At 56.6% G+C, this 14805-nt stretch carries 17 protein-coding genes; 9 read left to right on the forward strand and 8 right to left on the reverse strand.

Annotated features, from left to right (window positions below; translation table 11 throughout):
• The first annotated feature begins 11 nt into the window (after positions 1-11).
• The 4 genes from AC0TNJ_RS05150 to alaS all read left to right on the forward strand — a co-directional run bounded on the left by AC0TNJ_RS05150 (position 12) and on the right by alaS (position 5721).
• Positions 12-596, forward strand: a complete 585-nt coding sequence (locus tag AC0TNJ_RS05150) for a transglycosylase SLT domain-containing protein (protein ID WP_122001596.1) — start codon at positions 12-14, stop codon at positions 594-596.
• A gap of 99 nt (positions 597-695) precedes the next feature.
• Positions 696-1361 carry a YiaD family glycine zipper/OmpA-like lipoprotein gene (locus tag AC0TNJ_RS05155; RefSeq protein WP_122001727.1) on the forward strand — a complete coding sequence of 222 codons (666 nt, stop codon included), beginning with the start codon at positions 696-698 and terminating at the stop codon, positions 1359-1361.
• 293 nt (positions 1362-1654) lie between these two features.
• The gene (gene recA / locus AC0TNJ_RS05160) at positions 1655-2740 is read left to right on the forward strand and encodes a recombinase RecA (RefSeq protein ID WP_112591587.1); all 1086 of its coding nucleotides are present in this window, start codon (positions 1655-1657) and stop codon (positions 2738-2740) included.
• Between the two features lie 323 nt (positions 2741-3063).
• A complete protein-coding gene (gene alaS, locus AC0TNJ_RS05165) occupies positions 3064-5721 on the forward strand; it encodes an alanine--tRNA ligase (RefSeq protein ID WP_473770470.1) in 2658 nt (885 codons plus the stop codon).
• 44 nt (positions 5722-5765) lie between these two features.
• On the opposite strand, the gene AC0TNJ_RS05170 is transcribed toward alaS, so the two are convergent.
• Both AC0TNJ_RS05170 and AC0TNJ_RS05175 read right to left on the reverse strand, forming a co-directional pair.
• A complete protein-coding gene (locus tag AC0TNJ_RS05170) occupies positions 5766-6116 on the reverse strand; it encodes an antibiotic biosynthesis monooxygenase family protein (RefSeq protein WP_473770471.1) in 351 nt (116 codons plus the stop codon).
• Positions 6113-6442: an NIPSNAP family protein gene (locus AC0TNJ_RS05175; protein ID WP_176074098.1), complete on the reverse strand. Its 330-nt coding sequence runs from the start codon at positions 6440-6442 to the stop codon at positions 6113-6115. The genes AC0TNJ_RS05170 and AC0TNJ_RS05175 overlap by 4 nt, the downstream gene beginning before the upstream one ends.
• 81 nt (positions 6443-6523) lie before the next feature.
• Between AC0TNJ_RS05175 and AC0TNJ_RS05180 the strand changes: the two genes are divergently transcribed.
• On the forward strand, positions 6524-7213 hold the full coding sequence (locus AC0TNJ_RS05180) for an ArsR/SmtB family transcription factor (RefSeq protein ID WP_473770472.1): 690 nt from the start codon (positions 6524-6526) through the stop codon (positions 7211-7213).
• A 24-nt stretch (positions 7214-7237) separates the two neighbouring features.
• On the opposite strand, the gene AC0TNJ_RS05185 is transcribed toward AC0TNJ_RS05180, so the two are convergent.
• From AC0TNJ_RS05185 to AC0TNJ_RS05200, 4 genes are all read right to left on the reverse strand, one after another.
• Positions 7238-7858, reverse strand: a complete 621-nt coding sequence (locus AC0TNJ_RS05185) for a glutathione S-transferase family protein (RefSeq protein ID WP_473770473.1) — start codon at positions 7856-7858, stop codon at positions 7238-7240.
• A gap of 112 nt (positions 7859-7970) precedes the next feature.
• Entirely contained in the window at positions 7971-9185 is a 1215-nt protein-coding gene (locus AC0TNJ_RS05190) for an NADP-dependent isocitrate dehydrogenase (RefSeq protein WP_122001602.1), read from the reverse strand.
• Positions 9186-9310: 125 nt separating this feature from the next.
• A complete protein-coding gene (locus AC0TNJ_RS05195) occupies positions 9311-9721 on the reverse strand; it encodes a ribbon-helix-helix domain-containing protein (protein ID WP_473770474.1) in 411 nt (136 codons plus the stop codon).
• Positions 9722-9807: 86 nt separating this feature from the next.
• Positions 9808-10392, reverse strand: coding sequence for a DJ-1/PfpI family protein (locus AC0TNJ_RS05200; RefSeq protein WP_473770475.1), 585 nt, complete (start codon positions 10390-10392; stop codon positions 9808-9810).
• 176 nt (positions 10393-10568) lie between these two features.
• On the opposite strand from AC0TNJ_RS05200, the gene AC0TNJ_RS05205 reads away from it, so the two are divergent.
• From AC0TNJ_RS05205 to AC0TNJ_RS05215, 3 genes are all read left to right on the forward strand, one after another.
• Complete coding sequence (locus AC0TNJ_RS05205) at positions 10569-11414, forward strand: RNA methyltransferase (RefSeq protein ID WP_473770476.1); 846 nt, start codon at positions 10569-10571, stop codon at positions 11412-11414.
• Complete coding sequence (gene murI, locus AC0TNJ_RS05210) at positions 11411-12247, forward strand: glutamate racemase (protein ID WP_473770477.1); 837 nt, start codon at positions 11411-11413, stop codon at positions 12245-12247. Before AC0TNJ_RS05205 ends, murI begins: the two co-directional genes overlap by 4 nt.
• Positions 12248-12320: 73 nt before the next feature.
• A complete protein-coding gene (locus AC0TNJ_RS05215; protein ID WP_473770478.1) occupies positions 12321-13166 on the forward strand; it encodes an aldo/keto reductase in 846 nt (281 codons plus the stop codon).
• Between the two features lie 114 nt (positions 13167-13280).
• On the opposite strand, the gene AC0TNJ_RS05220 is transcribed toward AC0TNJ_RS05215, so the two are convergent.
• Positions 13281-13817, reverse strand: a complete 537-nt coding sequence (locus tag AC0TNJ_RS05220; RefSeq protein ID WP_473770479.1) for a hypothetical protein — start codon at positions 13815-13817, stop codon at positions 13281-13283.
• A 76-nt stretch (positions 13818-13893) separates the two neighbouring features.
• Complete coding sequence (locus AC0TNJ_RS05225; protein WP_473770480.1) at positions 13894-14373, reverse strand: low affinity iron permease family protein; 480 nt, start codon at positions 14371-14373, stop codon at positions 13894-13896.
• Positions 14374-14394: 21 nt separating this feature from the next.
• Between AC0TNJ_RS05225 and AC0TNJ_RS05230 the strand changes: the two genes are divergently transcribed.
• Complete coding sequence (locus AC0TNJ_RS05230) at positions 14395-14757, forward strand: hypothetical protein (RefSeq protein ID WP_122001729.1); 363 nt, start codon at positions 14395-14397, stop codon at positions 14755-14757.
• Positions 14758-14805 lie beyond the last annotated feature (48 nt).

Raw genomic sequence — 14805 nt, forward strand, 5'->3', positions numbered from 1 at the left:
CGAGGTTTTCCATGATGCGCGTTTTGTTTCTCGTCGCGCTCGTGATCCTTGGAGGCTGCGCAACCGCCCCACGGCAGGTCAACAATGTGTGCGCGGTCTTCGATCAACGCGACGGTTGGTTCAATAATTGGCAGACGGCTGCCACGCGGGTTTCACGCGAGTTCGGTGTGCCGGTTCCGGTTCTGATGGCGACGATATATACCGAATCCGGCTTCCAGCCCTATGCTCGCCCGCCACGCACCAAGATTCTCTGGATCATTCCGTGGAAGCGGGCTTCGAGTGCCTATGGCTATTCGCAGGCGCTGAACGGCACCTGGGACCGTTACAAGCGGGAAACCGGTCGCTGGACCGCGTCGCGTACCAATTTTGCGGACGCTATCCATTTCATCGGCTGGTATCATTATCAAAGCTATCTGAAGAACGGCATCAACCGCTCTGATGCCTACAGCCTTTACCTCGCTTACTATTCGGGTCATGGCGGCTATGCGCGCGGTGCCTGGCGCGGAAATGCAACGGCGCTTAACGGGGCGAAACGCGCCCAGGCCATGGCTAATCGCTATGCTGTGCAATTGCGAAGCTGCGGACGATTCAGCTAAAATGCGGGAAGGGCGGGCTTTTGCCTGCAATCGGAACACCATCCGGCCTTATTCGCTATTATCATGCAAGCCGAATCGCTAATTGAGGATCACCATTTCATGCTGAAGAAGATCGGGATTGCCCTTTTCGCCGCCACTTTTCTTGCCGGTTGCACCACTGATCCCTATACCGGGGAACAGAAGATGTCGAACACCGCCGGTGGTGCCGCGATCGGCGCGGCTGTGGGCGCTCTGGGTGGCCTGATGGTCGGTGGGTCCAGCCGTGCGCAGCGTAATGCCGTGCTGATCGGTGCTGGTATCGGCGCACTCGGTGGCGGCGCCATCGGCAATTACATGGATCGTCAGGAAAACGAGCTTCGCGCACAGTTGCAGGGGACGGGCGTGTCCGTGACCCGCAATGGCGACCAGATCATCCTGAACATGCCTTCGAGCATTACTTTCGATACCGATCAGGATCAGGTGAAGAGCCAGTTCTATCCGACGCTTAATTCAGTCGCGATTGTGCTGCGCAAGTTCAACCAGACGCTTGTGGACGTTTACGGTCATACCGACTCGACGGGCAGCGCCAGCTACAATCAGGGCCTCTCGCAGCGTCGTGCCGCCTCGGTTGCAAGCTACCTCGGTTCGCAGGGAATCGATCCGCGCCGCTTTGCAGTTATCGGCTATGGTGCGAGCCAGCCGGTCGCGACCAACGCAACGCCGGAAGGACGCGCACAGAACCGTCGCGTGGAAATCCAGATTTCACCGCTTCGCGCTGCGAGCTGATTCCGTTTCGCAGAGTTAGATGCTGCAATGACGCGGTCCTTCGAAAGAAGGGCTGCGTTTTTGTTTGTCCTCGCGAATCGTCGGCCGTCATGATTGGGCTTGAACTAGGCTAATTGCTGAATGGTTCAATTATTTTCGCAATCTCTGATATTAGAGAACAATTATAGAACAAAAATACAGAGTCCTTTTTAATCAATGGCTTAGCCTCATTGCCAAATGAGAACAAAAAGGATACAAATAGATCGTGGCAACGAGCCTGCCGGGCTTCTAGCGAGACAAGAGGATGGTGTAAGATGTCTCAGAATTCATTGCGACTTGTTGAGGAAAATTCAGTGGACAAGACTAAGGCTCTCGATGCGGCACTGTCGCAGATCGAAAGGGCGTTCGGCAAGGGCTCGATCATGCGCCTTGGCCAGAACGATCAGGTTGTCGAGATTGAAACGGTATCGACCGGATCGCTCTCGCTGGACATTGCGCTTGGCGTTGGTGGCTTGCCCAAAGGACGTATTGTCGAGATTTACGGCCCGGAAAGCTCCGGTAAGACGACATTGGCGCTGCACACGATCGCGGAAGCACAGAAAAAGGGCGGTATCTGTGCATTCGTCGATGCGGAGCATGCGCTTGATCCGGTCTATGCACGCAAGCTGGGTGTTGACCTTGAAAACCTGCTGATTTCGCAGCCGGATACGGGCGAGCAGGCGCTTGAAATCACCGATACGCTTGTGCGTTCGGGCGCTATCGACGTTCTCGTCGTCGACTCTGTCGCTGCCCTGACGCCGCGCGCCGAAATCGAAGGTGAGATGGGTGACTCCCTGCCTGGCCTCCAGGCGCGTCTCATGAGCCAGGCGCTGCGCAAACTTACTGCGTCGATCTCGCGTTCGAACTGCATGGTGATCTTCATCAACCAGATTCGCATGAAGATCGGTGTCATGTTCGGCTCGCCGGAAACGACGACTGGTGGTAACGCTCTCAAGTTCTATGCTTCGGTTCGGCTCGATATCCGCCGTATCGGCTCGATCAAGGAGCGCGACGAAGTTGTGGGCAACCAGACTCGCGTGAAGGTCGTCAAGAACAAGCTTGCGCCGCCCTTCAAGCAGGTCGAATTTGACATCATGTACGGAGCTGGCGTTTCCAAGACCGGCGAACTGGTCGATCTTGGCGTGAAGGCTGGTGTTGTCGAGAAGTCCGGTGCGTGGTTCTCGTATAATTCCCAGAGACTGGGACAGGGCCGTGAAAACGCCAAGCAATATCTCAAGGACAACCCGGAAGTGGCCCGCGAGATTGAGACGACACTTCGTCAGAATGCCGGGCTGATTGCCGAGCAGTTCCTTGAGGACGGCGGACCGGAAGACGACGCAGGCGACGCTGCAGAAATGTAAGAAGCAGTGTCGGTTGAATTTTCAAAGCCCCGTGCATTCGCGCGGGGCTTTGTTTTGGAAAGATGAATTCCTGCGGCGTGAAAAGTGCCTACCTGATCATCTTTCAGCAGAAATTGCTTTTATGGGGCAGCGTACTTATCTGGACAGAAAAGCAAGGCACCGTTAAAAGCGGTCAACCGAAAACTCCACTTCACGTCCTAGCAGTGCGGGAGAGCCTCGGGCCTTCGACGACCGTTGGCGGCTGTGGGAGTTTGAACAGGACAATTGATGTAGCTTTCTGCGAAGCTTCATCCGTGCAGGGCAAACAAGCCCAAAGGTGACTTATGGCTGGCGTCAACGAGATCAGGTCCACATTCCTCGATTATTTCCGCAAGAACGGGCATGAGGCCGTTCCATCGAGCCCACTCGTTCCGCGTAACGATCCGACGCTGATGTTCACCAATGCGGGCATGGTACAGTTCAAGAACGTTTTTACGGGACTTGAGCATCGCTCCTATAATCGCGCCACGACTTCCCAGAAATGCGTTCGCGCCGGCGGCAAGCACAACGATCTGGACAATGTCGGTTATACCGCACGTCACCATACTTTCTTTGAAATGCTGGGCAATTTCTCGTTCGGCGACTATTTCAAGGAAGATGCCATCAGCTTCGCCTGGAACCTGATCACGAAGGAATTCGGCCTTCCAAAGGACAAGCTGCTCGTCACCGTTTATCATACGGATGATGACGCTGCGAATTATTGGAAGAAGATTGCCGGTCTTTCCGACGACCGCATCATTCGCATTGCTACCAGCGATAATTTCTGGGCGATGGGCGATACCGGTCCTTGCGGTCCATGCTCGGAAATCTTCTTCGACCACGGCGATCATATCTGGGGCGGCCCTCCCGGATCGGCTGACGAAGACGGGGACCGTTTCATCGAAATCTGGAACCTTGTTTTCATGCAGTTCGAGCAGATCACGCCCGAACAGCGTATTGACCTGCCGCGTCCGTCCATCGACACCGGCATGGGGCTGGAGCGCGTCGCAGCGGTCTTGCAGGGCGTGCATGACAATTACGATATAGATCTCTTCAAGGCATTGATCCGCGCTTCCGAAGAAGCGACCGGCGTGAAGGCTGAGGGCGAATTTCGCGCCAGCCATCGCGTGATTGCCGATCATCTGCGCGCTTCGAGCTTCCTGATCGCGGATGGCGTGCTGCCGTCCAATGAAGGTCGTGGCTATGTGCTGCGCCGCATCATGCGCCGCGCAATGCGCCACGCACAGTTGTTGGGCGCGAAAGAGCCGCTGATGTGGCGTCTGCTGCCCGCCCTGATCCGCGAAATGGGACAGGCCTATCCGGAATTGATCCGTGCCGATGCGTTGATTTCGGAAACGCTCAAGCTCGAGGAAACCCGTTTCCGTAAGACGCTTGATCGTGGCCTTGGTCTTCTGTCGGATGCAACGGAAAACCTCGTTGAAGGTGATCGCCTCGACGGTGAAACCGCTTTCAAGCTTTACGATACTTATGGTTTCCCGCTTGATCTGACGCAGGATGCGCTGCGCCAGCGCGGCATTGCTGTCGATACGGAAGGTTTCAGTGCCGCCATGGAACGCCAAAAGGCCGAAGCGCGCGCCAACTGGGCCGGTTCTGGCGAGGCTGCGACAGAAACCATCTGGTTCGGCGTAAAGGACAAGGTCGGCGCGACTGAGTTCCTTGGTTATGAAACCGAAAGCGCGGAAGGTGTTATCACGGTGCTTGTTCGCGATGGTGCAGAAGTGCAGTCCGTTGCCGAGGGCGAAGCTGTTTCGGTCGTTGTCAACCAGACGCCGTTCTACGGAGAATCGGGTGGTCAGCAGGGCGATACGGGTACGATTTCCGGTGAAGGTTTTGTCATCACCGTCAAGGATACGCAGAAGAAGGGCGAGGGCGTCTTCGTTCACATCGGCGAAGTTACCAAGGGTACGGCCAAGACCGGCGATGCGGTTGAGTTGAAAGTGGATTCGGTGCGCCGCACGCGCATCCGCTCCAACCATTCGGCGACCCATCTTCTGCATGAGGCGCTGCGGGAAACGCTCGGCAGCCATGTCGCGCAGAAAGGTTCGCTCGTAGCACCCGACCGCTTGCGCTTCGACTTCTCGCATCCAAAGCCGATTTCGGCAGAAGAGCTGGCACAGGTTGAAAACCTTGCCAATGAAATCATTTTGCAGAACGCGCCCGTCAGCACGCGCCTGATGGCCGTAGACGACGCCATTGCCGAAGGTGCCATGGCGTTGTTCGGCGAGAAATACGGCGATGAAGTTCGCGTTGTTTCCATGGGCACCGCCAAGCATGGCCCGAAGGAAGGCAAGGCCTATTCTGTCGAGCTTTGCGGCGGCACGCATGTGCGCCAGACAGGCGATATCGGCCTTGTCCGCATCGTTTCGGAAGGTGCGGTTGCCGCCGGTGTTCGCCGTATGGAAGCACTGACGGGTGAGGCGGCACGTCTTTATCTCGAAGAGCAGGACGAGCGCGTAAAGGCCATTGCTGGTGCATTGAAGACGACGCCGTCGGAAGCGCTGGAGCGGGTCAATGCGCTGCTTGATGAACGCAAGAAGCTCGAACGCGAACTCGCAGATGCCCGCAAGAAGCTGGCGCTCGGCGGCGGTTCGGCAGAGGGTGGCAGCGCCGTTGAAGCCGTGAATGGCGTCAATTTCCTCGGCAAGATCGTGACCGGCGTTTCCCCGCGCGACCTGAAGCCGCTTGCCGATGAAGGCAAGAAACAGGTCGGCTCCGGCGTCGTGCTGTTCATCGGCGTGGGCGAAGATAACAAGGCCAGTGCTGTCGCCGCCGTGACGGAAGATCTGGTCGGCCGTTTCAGCGCGGTCGATCTGGTCCGCGCAGCTTCGGCGGCGCTTGGTGGCGCAGGTGGAGGCGGTCGCCCGGACATGGCGCAGGCCGGTGGGCCCGATGGCGCGAAGGCACCAGATGCAATCGCCGCTGTTAAGGCTTTCATTGGTTAAGGCAGATATGGAAGTGGAAAAGCCGGGTTTTTGCCCGGCTTTTCTTATGCGGCATGGACAGCCCGGCTGTCTTCGGGTGCTTCAATACGCTCCTTCAGGCCATAATCACGCATGACGGCCGCTACGCGCAGACGGTAATTCTCAAAAACACCGTCGCGGCCCTGTCCCTGTGCCACCCGATGAGAGGGCAGATTGCGCCATTCGCGCACGGCTTCTTCGTCGCGCCAGAAAGAGAGCGAGAGCAGCTTGTCGGGATCGGCCAGGCTCTGAAAACGTTCAATCGACAGAAAGCCGTCGATCTTTGCAAGATCTTCCCGCAGGTTTGCGGCAATGGAGAGATATTGGCCGCGTCTGTCGTCGTTGGCTGGCCAAACTTCGAATATAACGGCGATCATGGCTTGATGAACTCCCCATGCGGTGCGGATTGGAGTTTGAGGAAGATGCGATCCTCGGATCGGATGAATTGCTCCCGGCGCGCGAATTCATAATTCTCCCGTCCCAGCGGATCGGCGGCGAGCCGGGCCCGGTATGCCTCGTAAGCAGCAAGGTTTTCGATAGAGTAGACGCCGTAGGCCGTTGTCGACGAACCCTCATGCGGCCCGAAATAACCAATGAGATTGGCGCCGCATCGCGGAATGGCCTGTCCCCAATTGCGTGCATATTCGGCAAATGCATCCGCCTTGAACGGGTCGATCTGATAGCGGATGAAACAGGTAATCATGCATGTCTCCTTCAAATGCCTGTCTTCAATGGTGACAATATAGCAATTGAAACATCTTTATGGTTCGGTTAGCATCGAAGTATGAAAGATGGTCCGATCATAGCTTCCGTTGCCGCACTCCTTGGCGATCCTGCGCGCGCAAACATGCTCACGGCGTTGATGGATGGCCGCGCGCTGACGGTCAGCGAACTTGCGTCGGCGGCGGGCGTGACGCTGCAAACGGCAAGCGGACATCTTGCAAAGCTCGATGCAGCCAATCTGCTGGTTGCGGAGAAGCAGGGGCGGCACCGCTATTTCCGTCTTTCAGGAACGGATGTTGCACAGGTTCTGGAAGGACTGATGGGGCTTGCGCAACGTACCGGCGCTGTGCGGGTGCGGACTGGTCCCAAAGATCAGGCGCTGCGCAAGGCGCGGATTTGCTATGATCATCTGGCGGGCGAACGCGGTGTCGAGATGCTCGATGCCTCGCATCGGCTGGGGTTGATCGCCGATGGCAATGAGCCGGTGCTGACAGAGAAGGGCAAATCGTTTTTCAGCTGCCTTGGCGTGGATGTGAGCCATCTGGAGCGGGGCAAGCGCCCGGTCTGCCGCCACTGTCTCGACTGGAGCGAACGCCGCAACCATTTGGGTGGTGCGCTTGGTGCCGCGCTGTTGAACCATTTCATTTCGCAAGGATGGGCGCGTCGGGAAGAGGGACGCGTCATCGCGTTTTCGCCCAAGGGGGCGCAGGCTTTCTCGCGGACGTTTGAACTGACTGGCCAGATTACGTGATCTGAACAGCCAGTGAATTCAGGATCAGTGTTGTGTGGCGGCCGCGGCTGCGTCGTCCAACTCTGTGGCCCGTTTCATCGCGGGGCGATCCTTAAGGCGATCCCAATAGGTGACGAACGCGCCACGAGCAGGCAAAGTGCCAAAGCGCAGACCCCAGCCAATGTGTGAACCGACATAAACGTCAGCGGCCGTGAAACGGTCGCCGGTGATGTAGGGATGCTGTGATACCGCTTTTTCCAAAGTGTTGACCACCGTGTCGTAATTGCCGTAGCCGACCATCCCCTGCTTGTCTGCCGGGATCTCGAAGCCAAGCGCATGATTGGACAAGGCGGCTTCCACGGGGCCGGATGCGAAGAAAAGCCAGCGGAAGAAATCCGCGCGCTCATCGGGGTGCGGCGCCAGACCGACCTCGGGAAATGTCGTCGCCAGATAGGCGCAGATCGCCGCCACTTCCGTCACCACCGCATCGCCGTGGCGGAGGGCTGGAACTTTTCCCATCGGGTTGATCGTGCAGTAGTCGGGTCCCTTCATTGGAGGTCCGAAATCCAGTATTTCCACGTCATAGGGTTTGCCGATCTCTTCCAGCATCCAGCGCGCGATACGTCCGCGCGACATCGGGTTGGTATAGAGCTTCAACTCAGCCATTTCATCCTCCTGTAAGAATGGGCAGGATGCGCTTTTTCCCTTGAAAAAGAAATAAAAAACCCGGCAGCAGCGCTGCCGGGTTTTCATTTCGACGATAGGGTCGAATATTCTATCAGGCGGCCATAGCCTTCTTCAGGTTCTCATCGATCTTGTCGAGGAAGCCGGTGGTCGAAAGCCAAGGCTGATCCGGGCCGATGAGCAGCGCCAGATCCTTGGTCATGTAACCGCTTTCAACGGTGTCCACGCAGACCTTCTCCAGCGTGTCGGCAAAACGCTTCAGCTCGGCATTGTCGTCAAGCTTGGCGCGATGAGCGAGACCGCGGGTCCATGCGAAGATCGAAGCGATCGAGTTGGTCGAGGTTTCCTCGCCCTTCTGATGCTGGCGATAGTGACGGGTCACGGTGCCGTGGGCAGCTTCAGCTTCAACGGTCTTGCCATCCGGCGTCATCAGAACGGAGGTCATCAGGCCGAGCGAACCGAAGCCCTGTGCCACGATGTCCGACTGAACGTCGCCGTCATAGTTCTTACATGCCCAGACGTAGCCGCCCGACCACTTGAGCGCCGAAGCAACCATGTCGTCGATGAGGCGGTGTTCGTACCAGATTTTCTTTTCTTCGAACTTCGACTTGAATTCTGCGTCGAAGACTTCCTGGAAGATATCCTTGAAGCGGCCGTCATAGGCCTTCAGGATGGTGTTCTTCGTGGAGAGATAGACCGGATAGCCGCGCTGCAGGCCATAGTTGAACGAAGCGCGGGCGAATTCGCGGATCGATTCGTCAAGGTTGTACATGGCAAGAGCCACGCCAGCCGAAGGAGCCTGATAGACTTCGTGTTCGATGGTCTCGCCATCTTCACCGACGAATTTGATCGTCAGCGTGCCCTTGCCGGGGAACTTGAAATCCGTCGCGCGGTACTGGTCGCCGAATGCATGGCGGCCAACGATGATCGGCTGGGTCCAGCCCGGCACAAGGCGCGGAACGTTCTTGCAGATGATTGGCTCACGGAAGATCACGCCGCCCAGAATATTGCGGATGGTGCCGTTTGGCGACTTCCACATTTTCTTGAGCTTGAATTCTTCAACGCGCGCTTCGTCGGGCGTGATGGTTGCGCACTTCACGCCGACGCCATGTTCCTTGATGGCATTGGCTGCATCGATGGTGACCTGGTCGTTGGTCGCATCGCGGTTCTCAACCGACAGATCGTAATATTTCAGATCGATGTCGAGGTAAGGATGGATAAGCTTGTCCTTGATGAACTGCCAGATAATGCGGGTCATCTCGTCGCCGTCGAGTTCGACGACCGGGTTCGCAACCTTGATTTTTGCCATGGATGAAGCCTCTTTTTCAATGCGTCGCGCCCGTATAGCACTCACGGCGAATAAGGCAAAGCGTAAGAGGCTTATTCTTTGGCCTATAAACCGTCTGAATGGTCAAAATTTCGGGAGAGAGCCGATCATGCCGCGCGATGTGCAGCATGATCGCTATCGCGCGATTTTTCCCATGAGGATTGCCGCCGACGATAGTGTTTCTCTTCGCTCGCCAGAATGGCGTCAGCATCCAGCGTGGAAATGGCAGCCGACTTGTCTGAGGGGACAAGACCATTCAGCTGCAGCGAAAGATAGCGTCCGCAGCAGACCCGCAGAAACGAGGCGAAATTGTCGAGGTCGTGCCCTTCATTCCGGGATTCATCGTAGAGCTTGCCGATAAGGCGACTGACGGTGAGATCATCGCGCGCCGCAATATCTTCCAGAGCCCACCAGAAAAAATTTTCAAGCCGCACGCTGGTTACAACGCCGTCTATGCGCAGTGATCGTGTCACGCTTAGCCAGAGTTCAGGATTGGCGCCGATGAACAGCCTGCACATGGTTTCCTCCGGATCGTTCTCCCGAACTTACTGTCGCGCAGTTTTGTCCCACCTGCAACCTTGATGGTCACAGGCGGGTGTTGCGATCAGCTGTGGGTGATCCTTGTGCCGAGGACTGCAAGAAACTGCGCCAGCCAAGCCGGATGGGCAGGCCATGCAGGCGAGGTGACGAGATTGCCATCCGTCACGGCCTGATCGACCGGGATATCAGCATAGGTGCCACCAGCAAGTTCAACTTCGGGGCGACACGCCGGATAGGCCGAGCAGTTGCGGCCCTGTAGAACGCGCGCGGCGGCCAGCAATTGTGCGCCGTGGCAGACCGCAGCGACGGGCTTGTTCGCCTCGAAGAAGTGCTTCACCACGGCGATAACATTGTCGTCGAGACGCAGATATTCCGGAGCCCGGCCACCGGGAATGACAAGTGCGTCATAGCTTTCCGGCTTCACGTCGGCGAATGTTGCATTGAGGGTGAAGTTATGCCCGGGCTTTTCCGTATAGGTCTGGTGGCCCTCGAAGTCGTGAATGGCTGTCTCGATATGATCGCCAGCTTTCTTGCCGGGGCAGACGGCGTGCACCGTATGACCAACGGTCAACAGCGTCTGGAACGGGACCATGGTTTCATAGTCCTCACCAAAGTCGCCGCAAAGCATCAGTATTTTCTTACCGGACATGGTTTCCTCCCTTGATTGTGCATCTGGTGGCGGCAGTCTGACACGAATGGGCGGTGAGCAGGTGTTATCGGGCTACTACACGGGCTTTTCGTCCGAACACGTAAGGGGAATCTTTGCGATTCAGCGTCAATTATGTCAGGGAAGCGCCACGATTTTATAGCACAGCGGAAAACATCATGGCAGGAACAGATAAACAGCGCCCCATTCTCGCGGAAGGACCGGCAATCGTGCTGGTGGAGCCGCAATTGCCGGAGAACATCGGCATGGTGGCGCGCGCCATGGCGAATTTCGGACTGGCGGAACTGCGCCTCGTCAAACCGCGCGAGGAGTTTCCAAGCGAAAAGGCGAGGGCTGCGGCGAGCAAGGCCGATCATGTGATCGACAATGCGGTGGTCTATGACGATCTGCCTTCTGCTATTGCTGATCTCAATTTTGTTTATGCGACGACTGCACGCGAACGTGACGGCTTCAAGCAGGTTCGAAGTGCGGTGGAAGCCGGTGGCGAGTTGCGCCGTCGTTTCAGGAATGGAGAGAAGACAGGTATCCTGTTCGGCCGCGAACGCTTTGGTCTCAGCAATGAAGAAGTGGGACTGGCGGACGAACTGGTGACATTCCCCGTCAATCCAGCCTTCGCATCGCTGAACATCGCGCAGGCTGTCCTGCTTATGTCCTATGAGTGGATGAAGTCGGGACTTGAGACGGAAACGGAGACGGTGTTTCGAGGGCCGGAGCTTGAGATGGCGCCGAAACAGGAATTGCAGGGACTTTTCAACCATCTTGAAGAAGCCCTTGATGTGCGTGGTTATTTCCGCCCCGAAGCGCGCAAGGAAATCATGGTCAATAATCTGCGTGCTGTGCTGACGCGCGCCGGGTTTGCATCGGCAGAGTTGAAACTGCTCCGCGGCGTCATCACGTCGCTCGATGTTTTCACGCCGAAGAAGCCGCGTGGCTCTGGCGCGCCGGAAGGACGTGCGCGAAAGCCTGCTACCGAGGCTCCAGCAACAAAGGACAAGGACGAATGAAAAACGCACCCGCTGTGAGCTTTTCCGCTATCCCTTCTGTCGACCTTGAGAAACCCGTTCTGGTTTTCGACAGCGGCATCGGGGGCTTGACGGTTTTGCGGGAAGCGCGGGTGCTGATGCCGGATCGCCGCTTCGTCTATGTCGCCGACGATGCCGGATTTCCCTATGGCGGATGGGAAGAAGACGCGTTGAGAGCCCGAATAGTAGAGCTATTCGGCAGGCTTATTGCCGCCTATGATCCAGAAATCGCGGTCATTGCCTGCAATACAGCCTCCACGCTGGTGCTGGACGATTTGCGGCAAGCCTTTCCTTCGGTGCCATTTGTTGGAACCGTACCGGCGATCAAGCCGGCTGCCGAAAGAACTTCGTCAGGCCTTGTTTCCGTGCTGGCGACCCCTGGCACCGTCCGGCGCGCTTATACGCGCGATCTCATTCAATCCTTTGCTTCCCAGTGCCATGTTCGTCTTGTGGGTGCTGACCAACTTGCGGCAGTAGCGGAAGCACATATTCGTGGCGAGAAGATCAACGAGGCGCTGGTCGTGGAACAGATTGCCCCCTGTTTCATTGAACAGGATGGCAATCGGACCGACATTGTCGTTCTGGCCTGCACACACTATCCGTTTCTGGCCAACGTGTTTCGCCGCTTGGCGCCATGGCCGGTCGACTGGCTTGATCCTGCGGAAGCGATTGCCCGGCGCACTGTGTCACTCCTGAAACCACGCCGCGCAGATGAAGAACTGCACCATCACGATGATCTGGCGGTCGTGACTTCCCAAAAACCGGACTACGCCATCCGCAGGCTCATGCAGGGTTTCGGTCTGCATTTCGCTTGATCCTTGCGCGTGGCCTTGAATTATGCGGCTAAGTGACAATCATGGCAGTGATCGTTTCACAGGGGAAAATGCAATGACCGGAACCATCCCGCAGATTACCCTGCCTTCGGGCCAGACGGTGCCAGCGCTCGGACAAGGCACATGGTATATGGGCGAGGACAGCACACAACGCCCCTATGAAATCGAAGCGCTGAGAAGCGGCATTGATCTGGGGATGACGCTGATTGATACGGCTGAGATGTACGCCGATGGTGAGGCGGAAAATGTTGTGGGTGAGGCCATCACGGGCCGCCGCGACGACGTGTTTATCGTCAGCAAGGTGCTGCCGTTCAATGCATCACGGAAGGGAACAATCGAGGCTTGCGAAAGAAGTCTGCGGCGGCTTCGTACTGAGCGTATCGATCTTTATCTTCTGCACTGGCGCGGGCGATATCCATTTGAAGAGACTGTCGCGGCTTTTGAAGAGCTGAAGCACGCGGGCAAGATCGCGAGTTGGGGTGTCAGCAATTTCGACACAGACGACATGAAAGAGCTCGCTAGTGTAGCGAGCGGCATGGACGTCGCGACGAACCAGATACTCTATAATCTGACCCGACGCGGACCCGAATTCGACCTGATGCCTTGGTGTGCTGAGCGCAAAATTCCCTTGATGGCTTATTCGCCAATCGAACAGGGACGGTTGCTGCATGATCCGGTACTGGCGGAAATTGCGGGTGAAACAGGCGGAACGCCAGCGTCGGTCGCGCTTGCCTGGACGATGCGCAGCGGCAATGTCATCGCAATTCCAAAGTCGTCCAACCTGCATCATGTGCGGGATAACAGAAAAGCCGCTGAGTTGCGGCTTTCCGACGATCAGTTGAAACGTCTGGATCAGGTTTTCACGCCGCCGTCCCGAAAGACGGCGCTGGAAATGTTGTAACGAGTGACGTGCCAGAGCATTTCCAGTCTAACTTGAATCGTTGGAAATGCGCTATCTCTTTGTTTTTACGCATTATCCTACGCAAAACCGCTTCGCACTTTTGCTGGAAATGCTCTAACCCGCTTCCTTCTGGCGGGCATCCTTCTTGGCTTGGGCGACACTCGCAGCCTTCCGCAACCGTCCGCGTTCTGCCGGGCGGATAAGGCTGTCGTATTTTTCATTCGGAATGTTGCGCATACCTTTGAGGGCATGGCGCGTGTTGAAATCTTTACCTTTCTTTTCCTTGGCTTCCTTGGTTGCCAACGCCTTTCGCGCGTTGGCGATGAGTTCAGCGCTAGCTGCCATGCGACGGCGGCGCTCGACTTCGGTGTTGATGCGACGCACTGCCATGGCCAGCACGGAAACTTTCAGATGAGAACCGTCGTCGGCCTTGGAGGGTGTGGCTCCGCGAGCTGCTGCCTTTCCGCGCATTTCGCGCCTGCGCTGATGGGCCTGATCTTGTGCCTTCTTGCGGCGTTCGCGGATCAATTTCGCCAGATGGCCAAGCTCTTCATCTGGAATGTTTTGCAAAAAAGGATGATGTGATTTTTCGACCAGTTCTTTTTCGTCGGCATTGAGCGCGCGAGCTTCCTGCTTTCTGGTGACGGCCATAGGACATCCTTTCTGCTAGCGATGAGACTTCCCGGTAGAATATAGGCGTGGCCGCCAGCATGGAAAGATAGGCTCCTCATTTAGGCTTTTCGGTCTGGATGACTTCGCTTTGCTCTTCAAACCGTTGTAAAAGCAGCTTCAACTCTTTGAGGGGCAGGTGCTCTGCACCAATGGTTTCGATCTTGGTCGTCGAGACGATGGTCAGGATTTCATCAAGTTTGGCCTGTGTCGCAGTTGCTTCGCGGTTCTGTGCATTCTGGATAAGAAAGACCATCAGAAATGTGATTATGGTGGTCGATGTGTTCACCACAAGTTGCCATGTGTCCGAGAAGTTAAACAAGGGCCCGGTGATGCCCCATATGATGATGAACAAACTCGCCAAGACAAATGCCAGGTAATGACCTGCAAGTTCGGCAGATTTCTCGCTGAGCTTTGTGAAGAATTGTGTCATCGCAACCTCCAAAATGGCTGACATGAAACGCTGGATGGAGGGGCGTGGTTCCGTACTCGCATGAAGCAGGGAACTTTCACGCGCTGGTCGACGTTTGTTCTGCATGGAAAACGCGGAGGTTGGTCGATGGACATTGTTGAAACCCGCATCAGCTCGGTGGGGGGCTTCAAGCTCTACATGGTGGAATTTGTCACCGAGGGCGAAGAGAAGATCACCGTCAAGGTGGAGAACGAGACAGAAGCAGAATTGGCGCGCGATGAAGTTCTGCGGCGCGCTGCTATGAAACTGGGTGAGGCTCTTGGGGTTGCATGTACGGAATGCGGTATTGAGCCGGGCAGTTTTGTGACGCGTCCAAGCGCACGCCGCTCCGGTGACCGGGCAGAGCTTGAGCGTCAGCTCGACGAAGGTTTGGAAGACACGTTTCCAGCCAGCGATCCCGTCTCTGTTACGGGTTCGACGATTGCCGGCTTTACCGGGCCGAAAGATTGAACGACTGCTAAAAATAGGAAGCCGGACTGTTCGCCCGGCTTCTGAAGT

This window comes from Ochrobactrum sp. PL_is483, assembly GCF_055816855.1.